The organism is Mesorhizobium sp. 131-3-5, from assembly GCF_016756575.1.
Taxonomy (GTDB): Bacteria; Pseudomonadota; Alphaproteobacteria; order Rhizobiales; family Rhizobiaceae; genus Mesorhizobium; species Mesorhizobium jarvisii.
Window position 1 is genome coordinate 917,616 of the sequence record NZ_AP023254.1, and the last position, 23,148, is coordinate 940,763.

The 23,148-nt window shown below is 65.0% G+C and carries 22 protein-coding genes; 14 read left to right on the forward strand and 8 right to left on the reverse strand.

Annotated elements, in window-relative coordinates; all coding sequences use genetic code 11:
* Nucleotides 1-14 precede the first annotated feature (14 nt).
* From JG747_RS04375 to JG747_RS04385, 3 genes are all read left to right on the forward strand, one after another.
* A complete protein-coding gene (locus JG747_RS04375; RefSeq protein ID WP_069090572.1) occupies nucleotides 15-1,331 on the forward strand; it encodes a dihydrolipoamide acetyltransferase family protein in 1,317 nt (438 codons plus the stop codon).
* Nucleotides 1,332-1,346: 15 nt separating this feature from the next.
* A complete protein-coding gene (gene lpdA, locus JG747_RS04380; RefSeq protein ID WP_202361238.1) occupies nucleotides 1,347-2,756 on the forward strand; it encodes a dihydrolipoyl dehydrogenase in 1,410 nt (469 codons plus the stop codon).
* A gap of 334 nt (nucleotides 2,757-3,090) precedes the next feature.
* Nucleotides 3,091-4,026, forward strand: coding sequence for an IS110 family transposase (locus tag JG747_RS04385; protein ID WP_010910050.1), 936 nt, complete (start codon nucleotides 3,091-3,093; stop codon nucleotides 4,024-4,026).
* Nucleotides 4,027-4,110: 84 nt separating this feature from the next.
* Here the strand turns inward: JG747_RS04385 and JG747_RS04390 are convergent, their stop codons facing one another.
* Entirely contained in the window at nucleotides 4,111-5,214 is a 1,104-nt protein-coding gene (locus tag JG747_RS04390) for a saccharopine dehydrogenase family protein (RefSeq protein ID WP_202361239.1), read from the reverse strand.
* A 178-nt stretch (nucleotides 5,215-5,392) separates the two neighbouring features.
* On the opposite strand from JG747_RS04390, the gene JG747_RS04395 reads away from it, so the two are divergent.
* The 4 genes from JG747_RS04395 to JG747_RS04410 all read left to right on the forward strand — a co-directional run bounded on the left by JG747_RS04395 (nucleotide 5,393) and on the right by JG747_RS04410 (nucleotide 8,922).
* Nucleotides 5,393-5,821, forward strand: coding sequence for an Lrp/AsnC family transcriptional regulator (locus JG747_RS04395; protein ID WP_202361240.1), 429 nt, complete (start codon nucleotides 5,393-5,395; stop codon nucleotides 5,819-5,821).
* Between the two features lie 169 nt (nucleotides 5,822-5,990).
* On the forward strand, nucleotides 5,991-6,137 hold the full coding sequence (locus tag JG747_RS04400) for a hypothetical protein (RefSeq protein ID WP_202361241.1): 147 nt from the start codon (nucleotides 5,991-5,993) through the stop codon (nucleotides 6,135-6,137).
* Between the two features lie 8 nt (nucleotides 6,138-6,145).
* Nucleotides 6,146-7,765 carry an ArnT family glycosyltransferase gene (locus JG747_RS04405; RefSeq protein WP_202361242.1) on the forward strand — a complete coding sequence of 540 codons (1,620 nt, stop codon included), beginning with the start codon at nucleotides 6,146-6,148 and terminating at the stop codon, nucleotides 7,763-7,765.
* Nucleotides 7,762-8,922, forward strand: a complete 1,161-nt coding sequence (locus JG747_RS04410) for a glycosyltransferase family 2 protein (RefSeq protein WP_202361243.1) — start codon at nucleotides 7,762-7,764, stop codon at nucleotides 8,920-8,922. Before JG747_RS04405 ends, JG747_RS04410 begins: the two co-directional genes overlap by 4 nt.
* Nucleotide 8,923: 1 nt before the next feature.
* On the opposite strand, the gene JG747_RS04415 is transcribed toward JG747_RS04410, so the two are convergent.
* The 4 genes from JG747_RS04415 to JG747_RS04430 all read right to left on the reverse strand — a co-directional run bounded on the left by JG747_RS04415 (nucleotide 8,924) and on the right by JG747_RS04430 (nucleotide 12,418).
* Complete coding sequence (locus tag JG747_RS04415; protein WP_202361244.1) at nucleotides 8,924-10,297, reverse strand: HAMP domain-containing sensor histidine kinase; 1,374 nt, start codon at nucleotides 10,295-10,297, stop codon at nucleotides 8,924-8,926.
* Nucleotides 10,294-10,977, reverse strand: a complete 684-nt coding sequence (locus JG747_RS04420; protein ID WP_019862157.1) for a winged helix-turn-helix domain-containing protein — start codon at nucleotides 10,975-10,977, stop codon at nucleotides 10,294-10,296. Before JG747_RS04420 ends, JG747_RS04415 begins: the two co-directional genes overlap by 4 nt.
* 365 nt (nucleotides 10,978-11,342) lie before the next feature.
* On the reverse strand, nucleotides 11,343-12,134 hold the full coding sequence (locus JG747_RS04425; RefSeq protein WP_038650742.1) for a COG4705 family protein: 792 nt from the start codon (nucleotides 12,132-12,134) through the stop codon (nucleotides 11,343-11,345).
* 26 nt (nucleotides 12,135-12,160) lie between these two features.
* Nucleotides 12,161-12,418, reverse strand: coding sequence for a hypothetical protein (locus JG747_RS04430; protein WP_027047561.1), 258 nt, complete (start codon nucleotides 12,416-12,418; stop codon nucleotides 12,161-12,163).
* Between the two features lie 266 nt (nucleotides 12,419-12,684).
* On the opposite strand from JG747_RS04430, the gene JG747_RS04435 reads away from it, so the two are divergent.
* Complete coding sequence (locus JG747_RS04435) at nucleotides 12,685-13,320, forward strand: methyltransferase family protein (RefSeq protein WP_019862154.1); 636 nt, start codon at nucleotides 12,685-12,687, stop codon at nucleotides 13,318-13,320.
* Between the two features lie 80 nt (nucleotides 13,321-13,400).
* Nucleotides 13,401-14,417, forward strand: coding sequence for a peptidase C39 family protein (locus tag JG747_RS04440; RefSeq protein ID WP_244748330.1), 1,017 nt, complete (start codon nucleotides 13,401-13,403; stop codon nucleotides 14,415-14,417).
* 187 nt (nucleotides 14,418-14,604) lie between these two features.
* Here JG747_RS04440 and JG747_RS04445 read toward each other — a convergent pair whose 3' ends face one another.
* The gene (locus JG747_RS04445) at nucleotides 14,605-15,090 is read right to left on the reverse strand and encodes a hypothetical protein (protein WP_019862151.1); all 486 of its coding nucleotides are present in this window, start codon (nucleotides 15,088-15,090) and stop codon (nucleotides 14,605-14,607) included.
* 220 nt (nucleotides 15,091-15,310) lie between these two features.
* Between JG747_RS04445 and JG747_RS04450 the strand changes: the two genes are divergently transcribed.
* Together JG747_RS04450 and JG747_RS04455 are read left to right on the forward strand one after the other, a co-directional pair.
* Nucleotides 15,311-15,676: a RidA family protein gene (locus tag JG747_RS04450; RefSeq protein ID WP_202361246.1), complete on the forward strand. Its 366-nt coding sequence runs from the start codon at nucleotides 15,311-15,313 to the stop codon at nucleotides 15,674-15,676.
* Between the two features lie 32 nt (nucleotides 15,677-15,708).
* Nucleotides 15,709-16,944 carry an amidohydrolase/deacetylase family metallohydrolase gene (locus tag JG747_RS04455; protein WP_038650736.1) on the forward strand — a complete coding sequence of 412 codons (1,236 nt, stop codon included), beginning with the start codon at nucleotides 15,709-15,711 and terminating at the stop codon, nucleotides 16,942-16,944.
* Nucleotides 16,945-16,971: 27 nt separating this feature from the next.
* Here JG747_RS04455 and JG747_RS04460 read toward each other — a convergent pair whose 3' ends face one another.
* On the reverse strand, nucleotides 16,972-18,759 hold the full coding sequence (locus JG747_RS04460; RefSeq protein ID WP_202361247.1) for a flavin-containing monooxygenase: 1,788 nt from the start codon (nucleotides 18,757-18,759) through the stop codon (nucleotides 16,972-16,974).
* Between the two features lie 187 nt (nucleotides 18,760-18,946).
* On the reverse strand, nucleotides 18,947-19,888 hold the full coding sequence (locus tag JG747_RS04465) for a MurR/RpiR family transcriptional regulator (protein ID WP_019862147.1): 942 nt from the start codon (nucleotides 19,886-19,888) through the stop codon (nucleotides 18,947-18,949).
* 308 nt (nucleotides 19,889-20,196) lie between these two features.
* Between JG747_RS04465 and JG747_RS04470 the strand changes: the two genes are divergently transcribed.
* From JG747_RS04470 to JG747_RS04480, 3 genes are all read left to right on the forward strand, one after another.
* Nucleotides 20,197-21,030 carry an ABC transporter ATP-binding protein gene (locus tag JG747_RS04470; protein WP_202361248.1) on the forward strand — a complete coding sequence of 278 codons (834 nt, stop codon included), beginning with the start codon at nucleotides 20,197-20,199 and terminating at the stop codon, nucleotides 21,028-21,030.
* A complete protein-coding gene (locus JG747_RS04475; RefSeq protein WP_038650727.1) occupies nucleotides 21,027-21,869 on the forward strand; it encodes an ABC transporter permease in 843 nt (280 codons plus the stop codon). Before JG747_RS04470 ends, JG747_RS04475 begins: the two co-directional genes overlap by 4 nt.
* 70 nt (nucleotides 21,870-21,939) lie before the next feature.
* Nucleotides 21,940-23,103: an ABC transporter substrate-binding protein gene (locus JG747_RS04480; RefSeq protein ID WP_064981551.1), complete on the forward strand. Its 1,164-nt coding sequence runs from the start codon at nucleotides 21,940-21,942 to the stop codon at nucleotides 23,101-23,103.
* Nucleotides 23,104-23,148 lie beyond the last annotated feature (45 nt).

Here is a 23,148-nt window from a genome sequence, read left to right on the forward strand (position 1 = left end):
GGGGGAGGCCTGACATGGGCGAACACATCATCAAGCTTCCCGACGTCGGCGAAGGCGTTGCCGAGGCCGAGCTCGTCGAATGGCACGTCAAGGTCGGCGACATGGTGCGCGAGGACACCGTGCTTGCCGCCGTCATGACCGACAAGGCGACGGTCGAGATCCCTTCCCCCGTCGATGGCGAGATCCTGTGGCTGGGCGCCGAGATCGGCGACACGGTGGCGATCGGCTCGCCCATCGTGCGGCTGAAAGTGGCGGGCGAGGGCAATGTAAAGCCGCAGGGCGATGCCAAGGCCGAGGCGGTGGCCGCCGAGCCGCCGGCCAAGCTGCCGACGCCGAAGCCGGAGACCGCCGCGCCGGTCGCGAAGACCCCGCCAAAGGCTGGCGCCCTGGAGGCGAAACCCGCTCCGGCCGTTGCGAAAAGCTCCGAGCAGAGGTCCGTCCCCGGCGGGCCGCGCCCGGAGGGTGAAAAGCCGTTGGCGTCGCCCGCCGTGCGGCTGCGCGCGAAGGAGGCTGGCATCGATCTCAGGCAAGTCACGGGAAGCGGCCCGGCTGGGCGCATCGGCCATGAGGACATCGAGGCGTTCCTGGCGCGCGGGCCGCAGGTCGCCAAGGCATCGGGCCTGGCGCGCAACGATGCCGTCGAGGACATCAAGGTGGTGGGCTTGCGGCGCAAGATCGCCGAGAAGATGACGCTGTCCAAATCGCGCATCCCGCACATCACCTATGTCGAGGAGATCGACGTCACGGCACTCGAGGACTTGCGCGCCGCGCTCAACAAGGAGAAGCGGGCGGACAGGCCGAAGCTGACATTGCTGCCGTTCCTAATGCGGGCGATGGTCAAGGCGATCGCCGACCAGCCCCAGCTCAATTCGCTGTTCGACGACGAGGCCGGCATCATCCACCAGCATGGCGGCATCCATATCGGCATCGCCGCGCAGACGCCGTCCGGGCTGGTGGTGCCTGTCGTCAAACACGCCGAGGCGCGCGACATCTGGGATTGCGGCGCCGAGGTCAACAGGCTGGCCGAGGCGGCCAAGTCAGGCACGGCGACGCGTGACGAGCTGTCCGGCTCGACCATCACCATCACCTCGCTCGGCGCCATGGGCGGCATTGCGACGACGCCGGTCATCAACCACCCGGAAGTGGCGATCATCGGCGTCAACAAGATGATGGTGCGGCCGGTGTGGGACGGCACGCAGTTCATCCCGCGCAAGATGATGAACCTGTCGTCCAGCTTCGACCACCGGGTGATCGACGGCTGGGTCGCGGCGGTGTTCGTGCAGCGCATCAAGGCGCTGCTGGAAACGCCGGCGCTGATCTTTGTGGATTGAGGGGATGCAGTCGTCATGAAAGAAATCTCCTGCAAGCTGCTGGTCATCGGCGCCGGTCCGGGCGGTTATGTCTGCGCCATCCGTGCCGGCCAGCTCGGCGTCGACACGGTCATCGTCGAGGCCGGTAAGCCCGGCGGCACCTGCCTCAATGTCGGCTGCATTCCGTCCAAGGCGCTGATCCATGCGGCGGAGGAGTTCGAGAAGGTCGCCCACATGGCCGGCGGCAAGAGCCCGCTCGGCATCGCGGTATCGGCGCCCGTGCTCGACCTTGGCAAAACCGTCGCCTGGAAGGATGGCATTGTCAGCCGGCTCAACAGCGGCGTCGCCGGCCTGCTAAAGAAGGCCGGCGTCAAGACCGTGCATGGCTGGGCGACGTTCCGCGACGGCAAGACCGTCGAGGTCGAGACCGAGACGGGAAGCCAGGTGATCCGGGCCGAGACGATCGTTATCGCCACCGGCTCGGCGCCGGTGGAACTGCCGTTCCTTCCCTTTGGCGGGCCAGTGATATCGTCCACGGAAGCGCTGGCTTTGAGTGCGGTGCCCAAGAAGCTTGCGGTGGTCGGTGGCGGCTATATCGGGCTGGAGCTCGGCATGGCCTTCGCCAAGATGGGCGCCGAAGTGACCGTGGTCGAAGCCTTGCCGCGCGTGCTTGCGCAATATGACGCCGAGCTGACGCGGCCTGTCGTGAAGCGGCTTGCGGCGCTTGGCATCGAAGTCATGACCGGGGCCAAGGCCAAGGGGCTGTCGACCCAGGGACAGGCGGGCAAGGGCGACGCGCTGCTGGTCGAGACGGCGGACGGCAAGAATGCCAAGGTTTCCGCCGACAAGATCCTGGTGACGGTTGGGCGCAAGCCGGTGACCGAAGGCTGGGGCCTGGACCAGATCGACCTCGATAGGACAGGCAAGTTCATCAGGATCGACGACCAGTGCCGCAGCTCGATGCGCGGCATCTTCGCCATCGGCGATGTCACCGGCGAGCCGATGCTGGCGCATCGGGCGATGGCGCAAGGCGAAATGGTCGCCGAGATCGTCGCCGGTCACAAGCGCAACTGGGACAAGCGTGCAATCCCCGCCGTCTGCTTCACCGATCCGGAGCTGGTGACGGTTGGGCTGTCGCCGGAGGAGGCCAAGGCTCAGGGCGAGATCAAGATCGGGTTGTTCCCGTTTGCCGCCAATGGACGGGCGATGACGAAGCTCGGCGAGGATGGTTTCGTCCGCGTCGTGGCGCGGGCCGACAACCATCTGGTGCTCGGTATCCAGGCGGTCGGGCAGGGCGTGTCGGAACTGGCTGCGGCGTTCGGCCTGGCGCTGGAGATGGGGGCGCGGCTGGAGGATATCGCCGGGACCGTCCACGCGCATCCGACGCAAGGCGAGGGGTTCCAGGAAGCGGCGCTGAAGGCGCTGGGGCACGCGCTGCATATTTAGAGGGAGCGGTTCTTCCTTCTCCCCTTGTGGGGTCCGAAGGACGGGGCGAGACAAGTGGCTCGCCCGGGGCGGTGTCGCCGAAGGCGACGCAGGAGGGGTGTTCCAGCGGAGCGAGGCGTTGGAGTCCCCTGGAGCACCCCTTGTATCTGCACGGAGGAGACTTTGTGCGATGGAAGCGACTGAGCCTCGAACCGGACGGCCATCCGATTCGAGGCTTGGCGAAGTCGCCCGACACCCCTGCGGCTACAACCGTGGATGAGCCTGGGATCTTCGTCTTCGTCACGCACGACCGAATAGTCGCTTGGCTCCAATCGCACGCACAAGGCAGGTTACCGTGAACACGACCCTCTGTGGAATAGATATTTCGAAAGACTGGCTCGACGCTCATATCGAGCCGATGGGAGCGGCAAACCGCTTCGCCAACGATGCGGCAGGCATCGCCGATCTGGCCGCCTGGTGTCAGAACCATGATGTCGAACTCGTCATCATGGAGGCCAGTGGCGGCTACGAACGGCTGGCCTTCCTGCTCTTGTGGGAGATGGGCCAACCCTGCGGCATGGCCAACGCGAGGAGCGTTCGCTACTTCGCCGAGGCAATGGGTTTCCTGGAGAAGACCGACAGAATCGATGCCGCCGTGATTGCCCGTTATGGTGCCGTCAAGCGGCTCAAGCCGACGCCGCCGCCGAGCGCGGCCCAGCAGCGGCTCAAGGCGCTGGTTGCGCGGCTTTCCCAGGTGGGAGGAGATCTCACCATTCAAAAGCAGCGCAAGAGCACCGCCGACGCCGAAACTATCGCCAGCCTCGATGAAGTGATCGCGCTGCTTGCGCGCCAGAGCCGCAGGCTCGAAGGTGAGATCGCCACGCTCATCGATGACGATCCGCTGTGGGCATGCCTCGACCGAGCCTTCCGCTCGCTCAAGGGTGTTGCCTCTCGCACCGTGGCGCGGCTGATGGCGCAGTTGCCGGAGATCGGCATCCTCTCCAACAAGGCCATCGCCAAGTTGGCCGGCCTGGCGCCGATCGCCAATGACAGTGGCAAGCGCAGCGGTCGAAGACCAGTGCGCGGCGGTCGGGCAGGGCCGCGCGGCGTCCTCTTTCTCGTTGCCAGCATCGTTGCCAAATATGATCCGCATCTGGCAGCTTTCAAGCAACGGTTGCAGACTGCCGGAAAGGAGAAAATGGTCATCCGCATTGCGCTCGCCCGCAAGCTGCTCGTCATTCTCAATGCAAAAGCACGCGACGCGCGTAACGAATTCGCAAATGCAACTTGACACCTCAGATAGTCGCTCATCCGTCTCGGCGCTACGCGCCGATCCACCTTCTCCCACAAGGGGAGAAGGAAGAGGAGCGGCTCCTCAGCTCGCGAGCCGGCTCACCATCTCATGTTGCGCATAGGCCCGCCCGAAACGATTGGCCAGAAAGGCATCCAGCGCGATGTCTTCCTGCTTGACGAAGCCGGTCGCCGGCAGGCTGCCGTCGGCCAGCATGTCGAGAACGGCGCAGATGCCTGACGCCGTGGTGATCTGGATGGCGCTGCGTACCTGGTTGCCAACGCGCTGCGAGTAGATCTTGTTGGCGTAGGTTTCCTGCAGCAGGCGGCCGTTGCGGCGGCCGGAGACGGTGACGAAGACGATGACCACGTCCTGCAGCGTCGCCGGCAGCGCGCTTTCAAAAATGTCCTTCAGCACGTCGCGGCGGTGGCGCAGGCCAAGGTCGTTGAGCAGCGCCTTCATGATGGCGGCGTGGCCGGGATAGCGGATGGTGCGGTAGTTCAGCGTGCGCACCTTGCCCTTCAGCGTCTCGGCCAAGGTGCCGAGCCCGCCCGAAGTGTTGAACGCCTCATAGGTGACGCCGTCGAGCGAGAATTCCTCGCGCTCCTCCAACGGCGGCACCTCGATCAGCTCGCCCTCGACGATCGCCTCGCAGGGCTCGCAATATTCGTTGATGACGCCGTCGGTGCTCCAGGTCAGATTGTAGTTCAGTGCATTGGACGGGTACTGCGGCAGCGCGCCGACGCGCATGCGCACGCTTTCCAGCGTGTCGAAGCGGCTGGCCAGATCATTGGCGACGATCGAGATGAAGCCCGGCGCCAGCCCGCATTGCGGGATGAAGGCGCTCTTGCCCGAACGCGCCAGTTCCTTGACGCGGCGGGTCGAGACGACGTCCTCGGTGAGGTCGAGATAGTGCACGCCGGCACTGGCCGCCGCTTCGGCGATGCGCGTGGTGAGATGGAAGGGGGCGGCGCTCAGCACGGCGAACTTGCCGGCGAGCGCTGCTTCCAGCGCCCCGGCTGCGGCGATGTCGAGTTCGAGCGCCTCGACGCCGGCGGGCACTTCGGCCGCGGCAAGCTGCGCCGTCGAGCGGTCGACGAGGGTGACGCGGTAGTCGCCGGTCGCGGCGAGCATTCCGGCGATGGTCGAGCCGATCTTGCCGGCGCCGACGATAACGATGTTGTTCATGGTCAAATACCCCTGCCAATTTCGATTTGCTTTACGCAGTCCGGACGGAAACCGCTTCACACTTCCTGGAATTGCTCGCGAATTGGCGGAATCATCGCAGCATGCCTGTCGAAAGGAAGTGTGAAATCTGGCAGAGTGAACCCTATCTTTCATCGATCCGCCGAAGGAGATCGTCGAAATGCTCAGTGAAGCCGAACAGGCGCTGCTTTCCCTGCTGCGCTCCAACGCCCGCGCCTCGACGGCCGAACTGGCGCGGCGGCTCGGCGTGTCGCGCACGACGGTGCAGAGCCGGATTGAGCGGCTGGAGCAGCGCGGCATCATATCAGGCTACGGCGTCAAGCTTTCGCCGGACTATGAGCAGGGCCTGGTCAAGGCGCATGTGCTGCTCACCGTGACGCCCAAGCTCGCCGACAAGGTGGTGCGCGCGCTGCAGGCGCTACCGCCGGTCAGGACGCTGCATTCGGTCAGCGGCAATTTCGACATGATCGTCATCATCGACGCGCCATCGATCCGCGACCTCGACGCGCTGCTCGACCAGATCGGCGCCATGGACGGGGTCGAGCGGACCTCGTCGTCGATCATTTTGTCGACACGCATCGATCGGTGAAGGCCGGCTCCGGCTGTGCCGCCGGATCGCCCGTGAACAATTTCAACCTCTTACTGATTTGTAAGAACCCGGCAAAGCGGCCGTATGGCTGGTGAGGCAGTGTGACGCCTGGACCGCTGCGGCTAAGATCATCCCGAGCCGAAAGCCTGTCGTGTTCCGAGAGGTGGCTTTGACCGTACCGCGCAATATTCCCGCCCAGGCTGGCCAGCGGATCTGGATCACGATCGGCATCATCCTGCTGGCTGCCGCCTGCCTGACCGCCGTCATGGCGGGAAATGGCCCGGCGCCGGAGTCCCACATGTTCTGGTTCTGGTAGGACACCAGATGCAGATCGAGGAGACCTGGCAAGGCGCCGGCGTAGCCACGTGGCCCGCTTCCAGCGCGGCGCGCGCTTTTCCGTTCCACCCGGCTTCCCAGATGGCACTTCTCGTCGCCGTGTTCCTGGCCTTCAGGATCGCGCTTGCATCGGTCATTCCGTTGTCGATCGACGAGGCCTACGCGGTCGTGGTGTCGCGCAGCCATTCGCTTTCCTATTTCGATCATCCTCCGATCGGCTTCGCGCTTGCCCGGTTCATGGCAGATGTCTCCGGCTGCGAATGCCGGCTTGTGGTGAGGCTCCCCTATGTCGTGCTCGGCTCGCTGTCGGCGCTGTTGCTGTTTGCACTGACCCGGTATGCCTACGGCGCCATCGCCGCTTTCTGGGCGGTGGCCTGGTATACGGTCGCCCCGTTCTTTCTCATCTCCGCCGGCCATTTCGTCGTTCCCGACGGGCCGCTTGATTTCTTCTTGCTTGCCGCCGCGTGCCTGGCCGCGCCGATGCTCCTGGGCGCAGACTCACGTTTTGCGTTGCTGCGCTGGTGCGCGGCCGGCGTGGCGCTCGGGTTGGCGCTGGCGTCGAAATATCAGGCCGGCCTGTTCTGCATCTCGGCGCTGCTGGTCCTGCTGCTGACGAAACCCGGCCGCGCCCAGCTTGCAACCGCAGGGCCATGGGTGGCCGGAGCCATCGCGGCACTTGGCCTGCTGCCGGTCGTAATCTGGAACATGGATCATGGCTGGATTTCCCTGGCATTCCAGTCCGGGCGGGGCACCGCCAATGACGGCCATCTGCTGCATCCCGGCAACCTCGCCGTCACGTTGCTCGGCCAGGCGCTGTATGTCTGGCCGCCGATCTGGGCGGTCGCCATGGCGTGCCTGTGGCGAGGCGCCTGGAGCGGCACGGCGGCCGATCGCCTCTTCGTGCTGCTCTCGGCGCTGCCTGTCGTGTTCTTCGACCTGATCGCCCTGGTCAGCGCGCACTCGCTGCCGCACTGGTCGATGAGCGGCTTCCTGTTTGCCTTTCCGCTCGTCGGTCAATGGTGCGCCGTATTCTCGTTGCGCAGGCCAAGACTGCTCGTGGTGTCCATCGTCGTCGCCGCCGTCGTGGTTCCGCTTCTGGCCACCGGGTTCGCGGTGCAGGCGACGACCGCGGCATTGACCAGGCCCTTCTTCCAAAGGGCGTCGAAGTTCGACGTCAACTGGCAGCTCGTCGATTGGTCCGCGCTGTCGGACAGCAAGGTTGCCGACGAGATCAGGCGCGCCAACGGATATGTCGTTGCCACCAACTGGATGCAAGCCGCCAAGCTGGCCTACGAACTTGGTCCGGACATTCCGATCGTGGTGCTTCCCGGAGATCCGCGCCACTTCCAGTTCATGGACGACAGGCGCCTCGCCGGCCAAACCAAGGGCTTTTTCATCGGCGCCATGAATTTCCGCGACGACGAGGCCGCTCAGGAGAAAGCCTATCGCGACAGTGTCGGCGGCCTGTTCGTCGTCGACGGCGACGCCCGGCACATGACGCAACGGCTTTCCGGCTTTCCGGTCTTCGACATGCTGATCCTGCCCGTGACGCGCCCGGCGCCGCCGCTCCCGGAAGCCAATGTCCAGCCGCCTCGGGGACAGCCATGAACCAGGCGGCCCCCCAGCACGGCGCCCTTGCATTGGCGACCGACAGCGTATTCCCCGTCGCGGCCCGGCATGGCGGCCCGGAATTGACGATCGTGGTTCCGACCCTGAACGAGCGCGCCAATATCGGCCTGCTGGTGGCCCGGCTGCGGCATTCGCTGGCACGCATCGACTGGGAAGTGGTGTTTGTCGATGACGACTCGAAGGATGGCACGATCCGGGCGGTCCGCGACATCGCCGCCGGCGATCACCGTGTTCGCGGCATCAGGCGCATTGCCAGGCGCGGTCTTGCCGGCGCCTGCCTCGAGGGCATCCTGTCGAGCTCGGCGCCGATCGTGGCCGTCATGGACGGTGACCTGCAGCACGACGAAAAATGCCTGCCCGCCATGTTGGCGATCCTGCAAGGCGGCGAGGCCGAACTGGTGATTGCCAGCCGCTACCAGGGCGACGGCAGCGCCAGCGGCGGGTTCACCAGGCTGCGGTCCGGCGCCAGCCGGCTGGCGACGCACCTTGCGCGCCTGCTTCTGAAAACACCGATCAATGATCCGATGAGCGGGTTCTTCATGCTGCGCAGGGAAATCGTCGACGCGGTGGCGCCCCGGCTGTCGCGGCAAGGCTTCAAGGTCCTGCTCGACATTGTCGCGTCTTCGCCAAGCGCCATCAGGATCAAGGAAATCCCCTACGTGTTCGGCCCGCGCCTGCACGGAGAGAGCAAGCTCGATTCCCTTGTCGCGCTTGAATATGCCGGCCTGCTGGTCGCGAAAATGTCGGGAGACCTGATCTCGACGCGCTTCCTTGCCTTCGGCCTGGTCGGATCCGCCGGTGTCGTCGTCCATCTCGCGGTTCTGCATGCATTGCTGCCGCACGGGCTGTCGTTTGCCGTCGCCCAGACAGCCGCCATGTTCACGGCGATGGCCTTCAACTACACGCTGAACAACGCCTTCACCTATCGCGACCAGCGCCGGCGGGGCTGGCGGTTCCTGACCGGCTTGCTCATGTTCGCGGCGCTGTGCAGCTTTGGCGTCGTGGCAGGTGTCGGCGTGTCGACGCTTCTCTATAGCGGCCACTCACGCTGGTGGGTCGCCGGCCTTGCCGGCGCCGTCGTCGGCTCCGCGTGGAACTACATCACCAATTCCGCCATAACCTGGCGCCGGCAGTAGACTAGGAAGCGGCGACCAGAGAAAAACTCACCATTACGGCAAGGCCGGGCCGGCAATCCTCGAGGGCGATGGTGGCGCCGTGCAGATCGGCGATGGCCCTGACGAGGCTCAGCCCGAGGCCGCTGCCCGGCGTCGAGCGGCTGTGGTCCAGCCGGTAGAGCCGCTGGAAGACCTTTTCGCGTTCGTCGGCGGGGATGCCGGGTCCATTGTCGGCGACGCCGGCAAGGACATGATCGCCGTCGCGCGCCACCGACAGCTTGATCGTCGTGCCGGGCGGGCAATGGCGCAGCGCGTTCTCGACCAAATTGGCGAACATCTGCGTCAGCAGTTCCGGGTCGCCGTGGATGCGGCCGGCGGTCTGATACAGCTCGACCGACGACAGCGACTTGCCGTCATCCTCGGCCACGTCGGTGTAGATCTCGGCGATGGTTTGCAGGATCTCGCCGAGGTCGACATCGGTGAACCGCGCCTTGCGCGCGCCGGCCTCGATCTGCGCAATGCGCAGCAGCGCGTCGAACGTCTCGTTGATCTGCAGGCTCTCGGCATGCGCCTCGGCCAGTTCACTGCCGACTTTCTGGCCCGACAGGTTCTTTTCCGACGCGCTGTCGAGGATCATCTGCAGCCGGTTGAGCGGCGTTTTCAGGTCGTGCGCGATGTTGGCGCTGACCTGCTTCATGCCGTCCACCAGGCCCGACAGGCGATCGAGCGCCGCGTTGACCTGGCTGGAGACGACGTCGATGTCGTCGCCCGTGCCGGTCAGCGGAATGCGGGCATCGAGCCGGCCATGCGAGACATCGACCATGGTGGCGGCGATGCCGTCGAGACGGAGCTGGACACGCGAGGCAAGCAGGGCGCCGCCGGCGACCGCCAGCCCGGTGATGATCAGGGTCGCCCAGCCGAAGCTCATCAGCATGATCGTCTCGAGTTCCTCCGTCTCGGACAGGCTGATGGCGACCGTCAGGGTGTTGCTGCCGACCGCGCCCGAATAGGCGCGGTACTCGGTACCTTGGGGCAGGCCGGGCATTTCGGCGCCGAACATCGAAAAGCCGTCGGGAAGCCCCGCGGCGGTGAAGTTGCCGGCCAGCCGGTTGCCGGCCGCGTCGGTCAGCGAAAACAGCTGCTCCTTCTTCGGGCTGCGCGTGGCGTGGCTCTCGACGGTCTCGACCAGTTCCTTGGGATCATTGTCGGCATAGCTCGCGGCGATGACGGCGTAGGTTTCCTTGATGGTATCGTCGAGTTGCCCGGCCAGATCGGCGCTCATCATCTGGTAGACGATGGCACCCGACAGGATGAAGGCCAGCATGAACAGGAAGGCGAAAGTGAGGGCGAGCCGGAACGGCGTGCTGCGCAGCAGGCGAGACCAGCTTCCGGTCATGGCGCAAGCGGCGCGTGCAGGCTGTAGCCGGTGTTGCGGATGGTGTGGATGAGCTGGGCCTCGAACGGCTTGTCGACCTTGGCCCGCAGCCGGCTGATATGGGTCTCGACAACACTGGTCTTGGGATCGAAATGAAAGTCCCAGACGCGCTCCAGAAGCATGGTGCGGGTGATCACGCGGCCCTCGCCGCGCATCAGCACCTCCAGCAGGCTGAATTCGCGCGGCTGCAGGTCGATCGGCTGGCCCTGGCGCGTGACGCGCCGCATGATGAGGTCCATTTCGAGGTCGGCGACCCGCAGCATCGTCTTTTGCTCCTGCGCCGCCGGCCTGCGTCCGAGCGCATTGATGCGGGCAAGCAGCTCGGAAAAGGCGAAGGGCTTGACCAGATAGTCGTCGCCGCCGGCCTCCAGGCCCTCGACGCGGTCGTCGATGCCGCCGATGGAGGTGAGGAAGATCGCCGGCGTGCGCACGCCGGCCGCGCGCACCGCCTTGATCATCGACAGGCCGTCCAGACCGGGGATCATTCGGTCGGCGACGATCACGTCATAGCTGCCGCTGGTGGCGGCGAAGAGCGCGTCATGGCCGTTGCGCAGGAGGTCGCAGACATGGCCGGCCTCGGTCAGTCCCCTGACGATATAGTCCGCCGTCTTGTGGTCGTCCTCGACAAGAAGAAGTCGCATCGCTGTTCCGGTTGATCGCCGATATCGGGCACAGGCTATCACCGGCACGGCCCCGTTCCTAGGATGGCAGGATGGCTTTGGCGGGGGCTTTCGCCATAAACCTTCGAGATTGGCCGAGGCCTTCCCCACGTTCGTCATCCTAGGGCGAAGCAGGAGCGAAACTCCGTCGCGAAGACCCTGGGATCCATTCCGTGACCTTGGTCATAGAGTGCAATGGAGCTGAATTCTGCACCGCTGCGTCGCTTTGAAGTCGCGGCATGAATCCTCGGGTCTGCGCTGCGTCGCTGCGCTCCTTGCTCCGCCCGTGGATGACGAAGTGGTGGGGTTCTCTGCCAATTGTCAGCGCTAGCGCATCCTCACAGTCCTTAATCCTGCTCCAGCAGGATCTCGTCGGCATCGTCGGCCGTTCTCTTCAGCGTCATGTAGAGAACAAGTGCCGCGATGCAGCCCAGGAAGATCAGGCTGGTGAAGGTGGTGCCGAAGCCGAGGCCGCCATATTCGGCCGGCTGCGACAGAAGATCGCCGAAGGAGGCGCCGAGCGGGCGCGTCAGGATATAGGCCAGCCAGAAAGCGAGGATGGCGTCGAGGTGAATGAGATAATAGGCCAGCGCGATCAGCGCGATGACGCCGCCGAACATGAGGCCCGACGTGAGATAACCCATGTCGAAACTCTCGGCGACGAGATCGCCGGCGGCGGTGCCGAGCGAGAAGGTGAACAGGATCGCCAGCCAGTAGAAGATCTCGCGCCTCGTCGTGAAGATGGTGTGGATCGACAGTGTTCTTTCGCTCGCGTACCAGACCGCGAAGGTAGCCACGAGCGCCACCGAAAAGGCAATCGTCGTCGTCTGCAGACGCACGCCGAAAGTATCGACGAGGTTGTCGGTGATCAGCGTGCCGACGACGCTGATCAGCACCACCGCCAGCCAGTAGGCCCAGGGCACGTAGCGCTTCTGCGCGAACTGCAGGCCAAGGGCGACGATCAGCACCCCGGTCATGATCAGCGAGGTGACGGTCAGCCCGAGCCCGAGATTGACGGCGAGATAATCGGCCGCCGTCTCGCCCATGGTGACCGCCATCAGCTTGATCAGCCAGAAGTCGAGCGTGACCTCCGGAACCCTGTTACGGTTCGGTCCAGTGGTTTTGTTGGGAGAGAGCATGGCGGCCGTCCTTATGGTTGCCGGATCTACTTGCCCATGACCTTCATGGCCTGGGCGAAGAAGTCGTCGGCGCGCTTGTCGTCGTCGGCATTGCAGCGTTCGATGCCCTTGGTCTCCAGCTCCGAGACCTTGGCTTTGTCGGCTGCGCTGAGCGTGGCCGTGGCCTCCGCTGCGCGAAGGGTCTTCAGCGTCTCCTCGCAAGGCGCGGGGCCTGCGAAAACGGAGGACATCGAGGCGGCGATGGCGAGCGCGCCACCTGCGACGGCAAGTGCGTATCTCTTCATGGAAAAATTCCCTATCTGATGCCGGTGATCCGGGCCGCGGCAATTGCAGCCGAGCCCTAATTGGCGGACCGGCATCTGAACGATAAGGAAGCGACTTCACTCCAGCCTGTCCCGTGGCATACAAATTCGTAAGGATGGCCGTGATTGGCGCAAAAGGCCTTTACGAACGCCGCGTGCTGCGCTGATAGAAAGCGGCGGCCTTGTATCCGCCATCAATGGCGCGCCCCAGTGGCCGAACCCGTAATCCGTGCCCCAGGAAGACACGAATGACCTACGCGTCCCTCAAGCCTGTTTCACAGGCCTTCGTGCAGCGAAAGCGGCTGATCTTCGTTCGGGTGGCGGCGGTGCTGGCGGTTCTGCTGCTGTTTCTCACCAAGCCGGCGCTCAGCGAAGGCTCGAACGGTCACGAAACGCTCGAATTCCTGGGCTTCTGCCTGGTGCTCGCCTGCGTTGCCGGCCGGCTGTGGAGCATCCTCTATGTCGGCGGCAAGAAGAACGAGGAGCTGGTTTCGACGGGGCCGTTCTCGATGAGCCAGAACCCGCTCTATTTCTTCTCGACGGTGGGCGCGGTCGGCATCGGTCTGCTCTACGGCTCGCTGGTGGCGGCGGCCGTGCTTGGCGTCGCCAGCTTCCTCATCTTCCGCGTCACGGCGCGCAAGGAAGCCGAATATCTGCTGGGCAAGTTCGGCCCGGCCTATTCCGCCTATATCAAGACGACGCCGCGCTTCTGGCCGAACCCGCTGCTCTACCGCGACGACGACCAGCTGCAATTCTCGACCCGCGCACTCAAGCGCACCTTCTTTGACGGGCTCTATTTCCTCGCCATCTTCCCGGCCATCGAACTGATCGAGTACTTGCGGCAGACGGGCCTGCTGTTCCCGGCCTTCTTCACCCTGTACTGATCGGCCATTGTCCGGCTAATTTGCGGGTCATGCAGCACTTCGAGGAGCCTGTGGTATCGGCTGAAGGCGAAGGGGCCAGTGTGACGGTCTTCACGGCCGAACACGTGGCCGTCTGGGCCGACCTGATCGCGGCGGTGCCGGCCGAGGCCGGTGATCGGCTGGCGGCGCTGCGGGAGATCGCCGGGGTCACCGGCGTGGCGTGCTACAGCGAGGGCCGCCCGGAGGCAATCGTGGTCGGGCAGCGCCGGCCGGCGGCAGCGATGCTGCGCATCGCCTTGTTCTGGTCTGCTCCGAATTTCATCGCGGGTGACGGCCTGCGCCTGCTGGAGGCGCTGGAGAAGGAGGCGCTTGCGCAAGACGTGCTCTGCCTGCGCGCCGACGAAGATACGGCGCAGCGCATCGGCGGCCAGTGGCAGCGCCGCGACGGGTTCCTGCAACGCTGGACCGGCAGCGAACCGAACCGCCGGCAGGTTCCGCCATCCTGGCCGCAGACGGCGGGTTTTACCTGCGGGCCGTCGGCGCTGGCCATGGCGATGGCCGGGATCGATCCGGCCTTGCGGCCGGACCGGGCGCTGGAGGTCGAACTCTGGCGCGAGGCCACCACCATCATCGGCCCGAGCGGTCCGGGCGGCTGCGACCCCTACGGCCTGGCGCTGGCGGCGCGCCGGCGCGGCCTTCGGGCCGAAATATTCATGAGCAGCGCCGAACCGATTTTCCTCGACCGGGCCAGCTCGGAGGAAAGGCGCGGGCTGATGAGCTTCGTGCAGGAAGGTTTCAAGCGCGAGGCCGAAGCCGCGTCATTACCGATCGAGAGGCGCGCCTTTGCCGTCGAAGACATCGGCCAGGCGCTCGATCGCGGCCTGTCGGCGCTGGTGCTGATCGACCAGGCGCCGATGATGGGCCACACCTGCCCGCACTGGGTGCTCGTCCATGACCATGGCGACGGCGTCTATTTCCTCAACGATCCCTGGATAGAGCCAGACCGGCTCGAACAGAAGATGGACGTCGTCGATCTCCCGGTTAGGGCGGCGGAACTCGGCCGGATGGCCTGGTACGGCAATCCGGCCTACCGCGCCGCGGTGCTGGTCGGGCGATAACGGCTGGGGGATTAGCGGAGGCTTCCATTGCTTCGTCATCCTCGGGTCTTCGCGACGCCGCTACGCGGCTGCTTCGCCCGTGGATGACGAAGTCGGAAGGCCCGGCTAATCCCGAACGCCTATGATAAGCCGAACGAACGAGGGTACCCTGTTACCACAGCCTTTTACCCGCCCCGCTACGGCGTTCTCAGGCCCCCAGCGGATACGGCATGTAGCCGACGAAGCCGGCGATCTTCCAGCTGCCTTCGACCTTCCGGCAGAAATACAGGGTCTGCCATTTCAGCCGGTCGACGCTGCCATCCGCCTTGGCGACGGAGCCGTCGAACTTCTTGTGCAGCACGGCACGGTCGCCGTCGACATCGATGTCGCGCAGATTGGTGACGCGAAACAGCGCCTCGCGCAACGGCTCGGCGAATTTGGTCGCCGCCGTCTCCTTGGCCTGGCGCAGCCACTCGTCGCGATAGATATCCAGCCGCGGGAACTGCAGCCGCCAGGCATCGGCATTGGCGAGGAAATGCGCATGCATGCCGAAGAAGCTTTCTGCGATGAAATCGTGCTCGACCATGGTCCAGTCCTGGCCGATGAAGGCGTCGATGTCGCGCCGCACCAGCATCTCCCACAGCGCATGGCGGTCGGCATCGCCTGAAGGAAACGGGTTCTTGTCGAAGGTCATTCTCGGTTTCTCCGTTCTCGCACAGGCATGTGTCCGTCGCGGCGCGCAGGCCGCCCGGCCGGTGCGCACGATGCAAGCGCTTCTGTAATAAAGCAACACGGATTTCGAAGAATGTTGCTTTCCAACAAGGGCCCTATCGGGACCGCCGCGATCGCGGTAAATCTGCGCGGAAGGGGGCGCCGCCCTGGTGCCCTGCCGCGTCATCAGAGGAGGCGATCCCTTGCCCAAGCAGACTTTTGGAACATCCCATGTGCCGCTGTCGCCCGCCGTGCGGGCCGGCGACTTCGTCTATGTCTCGGGCCAGGTTCCGGTCGGCAGCGACGGCATCGTGGTCAAGGGCGGTATCACCGAACAGACCGAGCAGGTGCTCGCCAATGTGAAGGCGGCGCTGGCCTTGGCCGGCTGCACACTGGACGATGTGGTGAAGACCACCGTCTGGCTGGAAGACGCGCGCGATTTCGGCGCCTTCAACGCGGTCTACGCCAGGCACTTCCCGAAGAACCCGCCGGCCCGCACCACGGTCGAATCGCGGCTGATGATCGATATCAAGATCGAGGTCGAAGCGATCGCCTATCGACCAGTTTGAGACGACAAAGCAAAGAACCGGAGGTTCCCCTCATGCAATTCGACCTCCTGCTGAAGGGCGGACGGCTGATCGATCCGGCGTCCGGCATCGATGCGCTGCGCGATGTCGCCATCGCCAATGGGCGGGTCGCGGCGGTCGATGCCGATATCCCGGCGGATCGCGCCGCGCAGGTCGTCGACGTGACGGGCTGCATCGTCGCGCCCGGGCTGGTCGACCTGCACAGCCACGTCTATTGGGGCGGCACCTCGCTCGGCGTCGATGCCGACCGGCTCGCCGCCAAAAGCGGCACCACCACCTTCATCGATGCCGGCAGCGCGGGCGCCGGCAATTTCCTCGGCTTCCGCCGCCATGTCATGGAGCGCTCCAGGGCGCGCATCCTGGCGTATGTCAACATTTCCTTTGCCGGCATCTTCGGCTTCTCGCAGTCGGTGTCGGTCGGCGAGTGCAGCGATCTGCGGCTCTGCGAGCCGCGCGAGGTGGTCGCCGCGGCGCGCGAGCACGCCGATGTCGTCGTCGGCGTGAAAGTCCGCTCCGGCAAGCATGCCGGCGGCACCAGCGGCATCGCGCCGGTCGATCTGGCGCTGGAGGCGGCCGACAGAGCCGGACTGCCGCTGATGGCGCATATTGACGAGCCGCCGCCCGGCCGCTCGGAAGTGCTGCCGCGCCTGCGCCGCGGCGATATCCTCACCCATTGCTTCCGGCCGTTCCCCAACGCGCCGGTCTTCGCCTCCGGCGCGGTGCGGCCCGACATGCGGCTGGCGCGCGAGCGCGGCGTCATCTTCGATCTCGGCCATGGCATGGGTTCGTTCGATTTCGACGTGGCGCGCGCCATGCTGGCCGAGGGGCTGGCGCCGGATGTCATCTCGAGCGACGTGCATCTCTACTGCGTCGACGGGCCGGCCTTCGACATTCTGGTCTGCATGTCGAAGCTGATGGCGCTCGGCATGCCGCTGGTCGAGGTGCTGCGCGCGGCGACGCAAGCGCCGGCGCGGGCGATCGCCAGGCCGGATCTCGGCACGCTGGCCGTCGGCACCGTCGGCGATGTCGCCGTGCTTCGCCAGCGATCGGGCCGGTTCACCTTCGTCGACGCGGTCGGGGCCGCGCTGGTCGCCGACCAGCGGCTGGTGTCGGAAGGCATCGTCATCGGCGGTACATGGTGGCCGAACGAGGCGGTGAACGATGTCAGCGAGACCGAGCGTTTCGAGGCGCATGCTGCTCATACGCATGTCGAGGTGGCGGCGCGGCATTTCGGGCACCGGCATGATTAGCCGATCTCCCCGTCGTGGGGGTCGACCTTACCCGGCGTTGCTCGGCTTGCCGTAAACCGGCGTGGCAATCCCTTCCATGCGCGCCTTGATCTGCAGCGCCACGTATTTCGAGTAAAACCGCGACAGCGCCAGATTGCCGCCGTGGAACCACAGCGCTTCCTGCGCCGTCGGCTTCCACATATTCCGTAGCTCGCCTTGCCAGGGTCCGGGGTCGCCCTTGACACCGGAACCGAGGCCCCAGCAGGGGCCGACCTTGTCGGCGACTTCGCGCGAGACGAGTGCGGCGACATTCTCGTTCATCGACTGGTAGCCGGTGCAGGCGATGATGGCGTCGGCCTCGAGCTCGCTGCCATCCTCGAACAGGATGCCTGTCGGCGTCAGCGCCTTGATGGCGACGCCGCTGCGGATGCCGATCTTGCCGTCGATGATCAGGTCCGAGGCGCCGACATCGATGTAGTAGCCGGAGCCGGTGCGATAGGCCTTCATCAAGAGGCCGGTCTCGTCGTCGCCGAAATCGATGGCGAAGCCGGAGGCGCGCAAGCGGTCGTAGAAGGCGGCGTCGCGCGCCTTGATCACCTCGTAGAGCGCGCGCTGGCCCTTGGGCACCAGCGCGAAGGGGGTCGAGGCGACGATCATGTCGGCCTTTTCGGTGGTGATGCCGCGCGCCAGCGCGCTCTCCGAGAAGATCTCGAAGCCGACCTCCATCAGCGTGTCCGACTTGACCACGGTGGTCGGCGAGCGCTGGATCATGGTGACGTCGGCGCCGCTTTCCCAGAGATCGACGCAGACGTCATGGCCGGAGCTGGCCGCGCCGATGACGGCGACCTTCTTGCCGCGGAATTTGTCGCCGCTGGCATACTGGCTGGAATGCAGCAATTCGCCCTTGAATTCGCTCGCGCCGGCCAGGTCGATCTTTCGCGGCGGGCCGTAGGCGCCGGTGGCGAAGACGACATGTTTCGGCTTCAGCGTGATCCGCCGGCCGACACGGTCGACCACCACGGTCCACTCCTTCCGCGCCTCGTCATAGGAGGCGCTGAGGCACTTTGTGGCGACCCAGTAGTTGAGCTCCATGACGCGCGTGTACATTTCCAGCCAGTCGCCCATCTTGTCCTTGGGCGTGAAGACCGGCCAGTTTTCCGGGAACGGAATGTAGGGCAGATGGTCGTACCAGACCGGATCGTGCAGCACGAGCGTGCGGTAGCGGTTGCGCCAGGAATCACCCGGGCGTGCATTCTTCTCGATGACGATGGTCGGCACGCCGAGCTGCCGCAGCCGTGCACCCAGCATGATGCCGCCCTGCCCGCCGCCGATGACCAGGCAATAGGGCTGCTCGGTGGCGCCGAGCTCGCGCGTCTCGCGCGCCCGCGCCTCCGACCAGGTCTCGCGTTCGGGGTCGGCCTTGTGACGCACGCCGAGCGGCCGCGCCAAACCCTTGCGCTCCTCGAACCCCTTGAGGTCGGTCATCGCCGTGAACAAGGTGCGGCAGCGGCCGTCGCGCAGGCGCACAATGCCTTGCCCTGACGCCACCGCGGTCTCGAAGGTGAACCAGGCTTCGATGGTGCCCTCGTCCGAGGTCGCCTCGCCGGCCAGCTGCCATGCGGTGGGCTTGGTCGTCGCCAACGTTGCCTCGAGCATGTCGACGATGGCCTCGCGGCCTTCCATGGTCGTGACGTTCCAGGTGAAGCTCAGAAGATCGCGCCAGTAGCAGTCGTCGACGAACAAATTGCTTGCCGCGGTCGCATCACCGGCCGCGAGCGCCTGCGCCAGGGATTCCAGCCATGCGGCTGCCTGTTTCGTCGGTGCCATTTCGAGCATTCTTTTCCCTCTCAGGTTGACGGCTTTCCTTCTCCCCTTGTGGGAGAAGGTGGCCTCGCGAAGCGAGGTCGGACGAGGGGTGTTCCAGCTTGGCAAGGACGGCACTCCGTCACCCACCCCTCAACCGTCTCGGCGCTGCGCGCCGATCCACCTTCTCCCACAAGGGGAGAAGGAAAAAAGCTGTGCCTTAGTCCCCGAGCGGCTCCATCTCCTTGCCGGTGCGGTGGATCTGGGCGTTGTATTTGATGCGGCGGACCGTCTCGCGCGCCGAGCCGTCGAGCTTGTAGGCGGAGGCCACGGCCAAGAGGTCGATCGCCGCCAGGAAGGCGAAGCGCGAAGCTGTCGGCTTCAGCGTGTCGGGATATTCAGGCACCGCCACCGTCAGCCGGACATCGCAGGCGCGGGCGAGATCGGTGTCGGGCGCGGTCACGGCGATGGCGTTGGCGCGGTAGTGCTTGGCGAGTTCGACGGCCTCGATCACCTCGCGCGTGCGTCCGGTCGCCGAAATGGCGATCACCAGGTCGCCCGGCTTCAGCGTCGAGGCGGTCATGCGCATCAGATAGGGATCGCACTGGGCGCTGACGGTGATGCCGTAGCGAAACAGCCGGTATTGCGTCTCCTGCGCCAGCGCCGAGGAACTGCCGCCGAGGCCGAAAACGGTGACCTGGCGAGCCTTGGCGATGAGTTCCGCCGCCTTCTGCAACTCCCCTGGGTCAAGCTGGCGTTCAGCCTCCTGCAGCGCCCGGCGCGCCTCGCCGAAGACGGCGTTCCAGAACGGCATGCCATTGTCGTTGCTGATGGCCGGCGGCTTGGCCAGATAGAGCGCGCCGACGACGAGGCTCTGCGCCAGCTTCAGCTTGAAATCGCGCACGCCCTCGCAGCCGATGGCGCGGCAGAAGCGGGTCACGGTCGGTTCGCTGACCCCGGCGCGTTCGGCAATCGCCGCATTGGAGGCGTCGACGGCGTATTTGACATTGTCGAGCACGACATCGGCGACGCGGCGCTCCGCCGGGCTCAACTCTGCGTAGGAATCCTTGACCAGCGAGATGATGTCGGGGATGCGCCTGATGTCGCGTCCCTCCGGCTCGTGGCTTGCAACGGGCTCTTGCTGGCTGTCAGCTTCGGTCATGAAGTCGGCCTTCCCTGTCTTTTCGACCTGACCTCTTACCATGTTTGCACATCGTCGTTCCATGCGCCCGGCCGCGCTGCAACCTTTGCGTGCCTGGCGATAGGCTCGCATTTCCTTTTCAGAGTATGTAGGAAAGCAACACGTATTTCAAGGCTGGGAAAATTAAGCAGAAACAGTGTATTAAGCGAAGTCTGGAATTTTCATGATACGGTTACCACCGCGAGCGCTTGACAGCAAAGTAGGATAGTTACAGACTGATTTTAGCAGGCGATGACCTACTGGATCATCACGCAATCTCCGAGGGGCGGATGAACGCGGGCGAGACAACAACGCCGAAGCTTGGCGTGCAGGCAGCGACCAAGATCTATCACACGGCGTCAGGCGACCTCCTGGCGCTGGACCGCTGCAGCCTCGATGTCAGGGCCAATGAAATCGTCTCGATCGTCGGCCCGTCCGGCTGCGGCAAGACCACGCTCTTGTGGTCGATGTCGGGCCTGCACGGCCTGACCAGCGGCGAGATCCGGCTCGACGGCGTCAAGATCACCGGCCCGCATCCCGATATCGGCATCGTCTTCCAGGAAGCCAACCTCCTGCCCTGGCGCAATCTCGATGCCAACATCCGCTTTCCCTTCGAGATCAAGGGCGAAAAGCCGGACCGCGCCTGGATCGCGCATCTGCTCAACCGCGTCGGCCTCGACGGTTTCGGCGGCAAGTTCCCGCGCGAGCTTTCGGGCGGCATGCAGCAGCGCGCGGCGATCGTGCGGGCGCTGGCGCTGAAGCCCTCGGTGCTGTTGATGGACGAGCCGTTCGGCGCACTCGACAGTTTCACCCGCGAAGAGATGAACCGGCTGGTCGAGGAAATCTGGCTCGACACCAAGACCACCATCGTCTTCATCACCCACAGCATCGAGGAAGCGATCTTTCTGTCGGACCGCGTGGTGGTGCTGAGCGCCCGGCCGGGCAAGGTCGCCAAGGAGTATCGCGTGCCGTTCGCTCGGCCGCGCTCGCTGGAGATCATGGCGACCAAGGAAGTCTTCGACCTCACCAACCGGATCAAGATGGACATTGTCGGCGAGCGCGCCAGGCCGAAGGCGCCGGAACAGGAGCGCGCCAGCGCCGAGATCGTGAGGATCAGGCCGTGAGCGACGCCATCCCGGAATTCTCCAAATCCAAATCAGGCGATGGCCAGGAGGTCAGCCTGACCAATCTGTCGGCCTTCGCCAGCGGCCCCGGCATCAAGTCGGGCAAGGAGGTGGCGGCCATCATCGCCGTTGCCGTGGTCATCATCGGCGGCATCGAACTCGCGCTGCGGCTGTTCCATGTGCCGCTCTACATCATGCCGCCGCCGAGCTCGATCGCCTATGCGCTGTTCGACGAGTTCCCGCTGATCGCGCCGCATCTCGGCTACACGCTGGTCGAGCTGGTCTCCGGCTTTGCCATCGGCGCCGTCGTCGGGCTGGTGCTGGCCGCCGTCATCACCCAGTTCCCCTTCGCCGAAAAGATCGTCGCTCCCTACATATTGCTGCTGGTCACCACGCCGATGCTGGCGCTGGTGCCGCTGCTCATCCTGCGCTTCGGCTTCGGCTACACGCCGCGCATCATCGCGGTGGCGCTGGCCGCCGGGCCGATGGTGATGATCAACGCCGCCACCGGCTTTCGCCGCGTCGACAGCGCCAAGATCGCGCTCGCCCGCTCCTACGGCGCCAGCACCTTGCAGATCTTCTGGAAGATCCGCGCGCCGATGGCGCTGCCGATGATCCTGGTCGGGCTGATGATCGGCGCCATTTTCGGCCTGCTTACCGCCGTCGGCGCCGAGATGGTCGGCGGCGGCTTCGGACTCGGCAACCGGCTGACCACCTATTCGTCGATGATCCAGATGCCGCAGTTCTTCGCCGTGGTGCTGATCCTGTCGACGCTCGGCATCCTGATCTACGTGCTGTTCTTCCTCATCGGCAAGAAATGGGCGAGCTGGGAGGCTTGAAGACAAGGATTTGAAGCAAGACGCCCGGGAGGCGGGCGGCAGACCGACGTCAAACAAAAAGGGGAATGCCATGACCAAAGACAATTCGATGAACCAGCCAGGCATCAGCCGCCGCTATTTCCTGCAGGTCACCGGCGCCGGCCTGGTGACGGCAACCGCACTCGGCGCCACCGGTTTCAAGGCAAGGGCCGAGGCGTATGGCAAGTTCACCTGGATCTCGCCGCGCGGCACGCTCGAAGTGCTCGACGACTATCCCTACTGGGCAGCCAAGAAAGCCGGCTATTTCGACGGGCTCGACACCGACATGCAGCCGGGGCCCTCGGATGGCACGGCGACGGTGAAATTCGTCGATGTCGGCCAGGCCGATATGGGCTTCCCCTCGCCCGGCGTGTTCTCCTTCGCCATCCAGAACGGCATGAAGCTGAAATCGGTGTTCCACATGGGCGCGCGCGATACGTTCAGCATCGCCTTTCGCAAGGGCGAGGGATCGAACGATCTGAAGAAGCTCGAAGGCAAGACCATCCTGCTCGGCTCCGCCGCCTGGCAGTCGATCACCGATCCGCTGCTCGCCGCGCAAGGCGTCGACATCAAGAAAGTAAAGTATGTCGAGGCCGGCTGGCCGACCTGGGGTACCGCGCTGGCCGGCGGCCAGGGCGATGCAGCCCTGTCGTGGGAAGGGCTGCGCGCCGAATGGATCGCCAAGGGCCTCGACTTCGAATACTGGCTCGGCGTGAAGAACTCCAAGCTGCCGGCCAACACCTTTGTCGTGCGCAGCGCCGACCTCGAGGACCCCGACAAGAAGGCGTTCCTGGAAAAGTACCTGCGCGGCTGGGCGATGGGCCTCGAATTCGGCTACCAGAATCCGCGCGCGGCGGTCGAAGCGGTGTTCGAGCAGTTCCCGACGCTGGCCAAGAATCTCGGACCGGAGCTCGGCACCACCTCGATCCTGCAGCAGATCAACGTCTTCCGCGGCGACATGGACAAGCGCGGCGGCTGGGGCTCGCACGACATGGCGAGCTGGCAGGGCTTCTTCGACGAGATCCACAAGATCGGCCAGATCACCAATCCGGTGAAGGCCGAGGATGTCTGCACCAACGACCTCATCCCGGCCGCCAACGATTTCGACAAGGCCAAGGTCAAGGCCGATGCCGACGGCGTCAAATTGTCGGAAGGCTTTGCCGCGCTCGATGTCGAGAAGATCAAGGCGCATCTGTTCGATTCGGCGGTTAAATAGGGTGCAAAAAAGAGGTCATGCCGTTCCTTGCCCTGTCTTGGCTCG

Excerpts from the sequence above, each read along its gene's own strand:
- JG747_RS04405 (WP_202361242.1), top strand. The coding sequence starts at position 6,146 with ATGCAGATCGAGGAGACCTGGCAAGGCGCCGGCGTAGCCACGTGGCCC.
- JG747_RS04435 (WP_019862154.1), top strand. The coding sequence starts at position 12,685 with ATGACCTACGCGTCCCTCAAGCCTGTTTCACAGGCCTTCGTGCAGCGA.
- JG747_RS04480 (WP_064981551.1), top strand. The coding sequence starts at position 21,940 with ATGACCAAAGACAATTCGATGAACCAGCCAGGCATCAGCCGCCGCTAT.
- lpdA (WP_202361238.1), top strand. The coding sequence starts at position 1,347 with ATGAAAGAAATCTCCTGCAAGCTGCTGGTCATCGGCGCCGGTCCGGGC.
- JG747_RS04420 (WP_019862157.1), bottom strand. The coding sequence starts at position 10,977 with ATGCGACTTCTTCTTGTCGAGGACGACCACAAGACGGCGGACTATATC.
- JG747_RS04465 (WP_019862147.1), bottom strand. The coding sequence starts at position 19,888 with ATGACCGAAGCTGACAGCCAGCAAGAGCCCGTTGCAAGCCACGAGCCG.
- JG747_RS04395 (WP_202361240.1), top strand. The coding sequence starts at position 5,393 with ATGCTCAGTGAAGCCGAACAGGCGCTGCTTTCCCTGCTGCGCTCCAAC.
- JG747_RS04445 (WP_019862151.1), bottom strand. The coding sequence starts at position 15,090 with ATGACCTTCGACAAGAACCCGTTTCCTTCAGGCGATGCCGACCGCCAT.
- JG747_RS04410 (WP_202361243.1), top strand. The coding sequence starts at position 7,762 with ATGAACCAGGCGGCCCCCCAGCACGGCGCCCTTGCATTGGCGACCGAC.
- JG747_RS04415 (WP_202361244.1), bottom strand. The coding sequence starts at position 10,297 with ATGACCGGAAGCTGGTCTCGCCTGCTGCGCAGCACGCCGTTCCGGCTC.
- JG747_RS04390 (WP_202361239.1), bottom strand. The coding sequence starts at position 5,214 with ATGAACAACATCGTTATCGTCGGCGCCGGCAAGATCGGCTCGACCATC.
- JG747_RS04430 (WP_027047561.1), bottom strand. The coding sequence starts at position 12,418 with ATGAAGAGATACGCACTTGCCGTCGCAGGTGGCGCGCTCGCCATCGCC.
- JG747_RS04455 (WP_038650736.1), top strand. The coding sequence starts at position 15,709 with ATGCAATTCGACCTCCTGCTGAAGGGCGGACGGCTGATCGATCCGGCG.
- JG747_RS04470 (WP_202361248.1), top strand. The coding sequence starts at position 20,197 with ATGAACGCGGGCGAGACAACAACGCCGAAGCTTGGCGTGCAGGCAGCG.
- JG747_RS04460 (WP_202361247.1), bottom strand. The coding sequence starts at position 18,759 with ATGCTCGAAATGGCACCGACGAAACAGGCAGCCGCATGGCTGGAATCC.
- JG747_RS04425 (WP_038650742.1), bottom strand. The coding sequence starts at position 12,134 with ATGCTCTCTCCCAACAAAACCACTGGACCGAACCGTAACAGGGTTCCG.
- JG747_RS04375 (WP_069090572.1), top strand. The coding sequence starts at position 15 with ATGGGCGAACACATCATCAAGCTTCCCGACGTCGGCGAAGGCGTTGCC.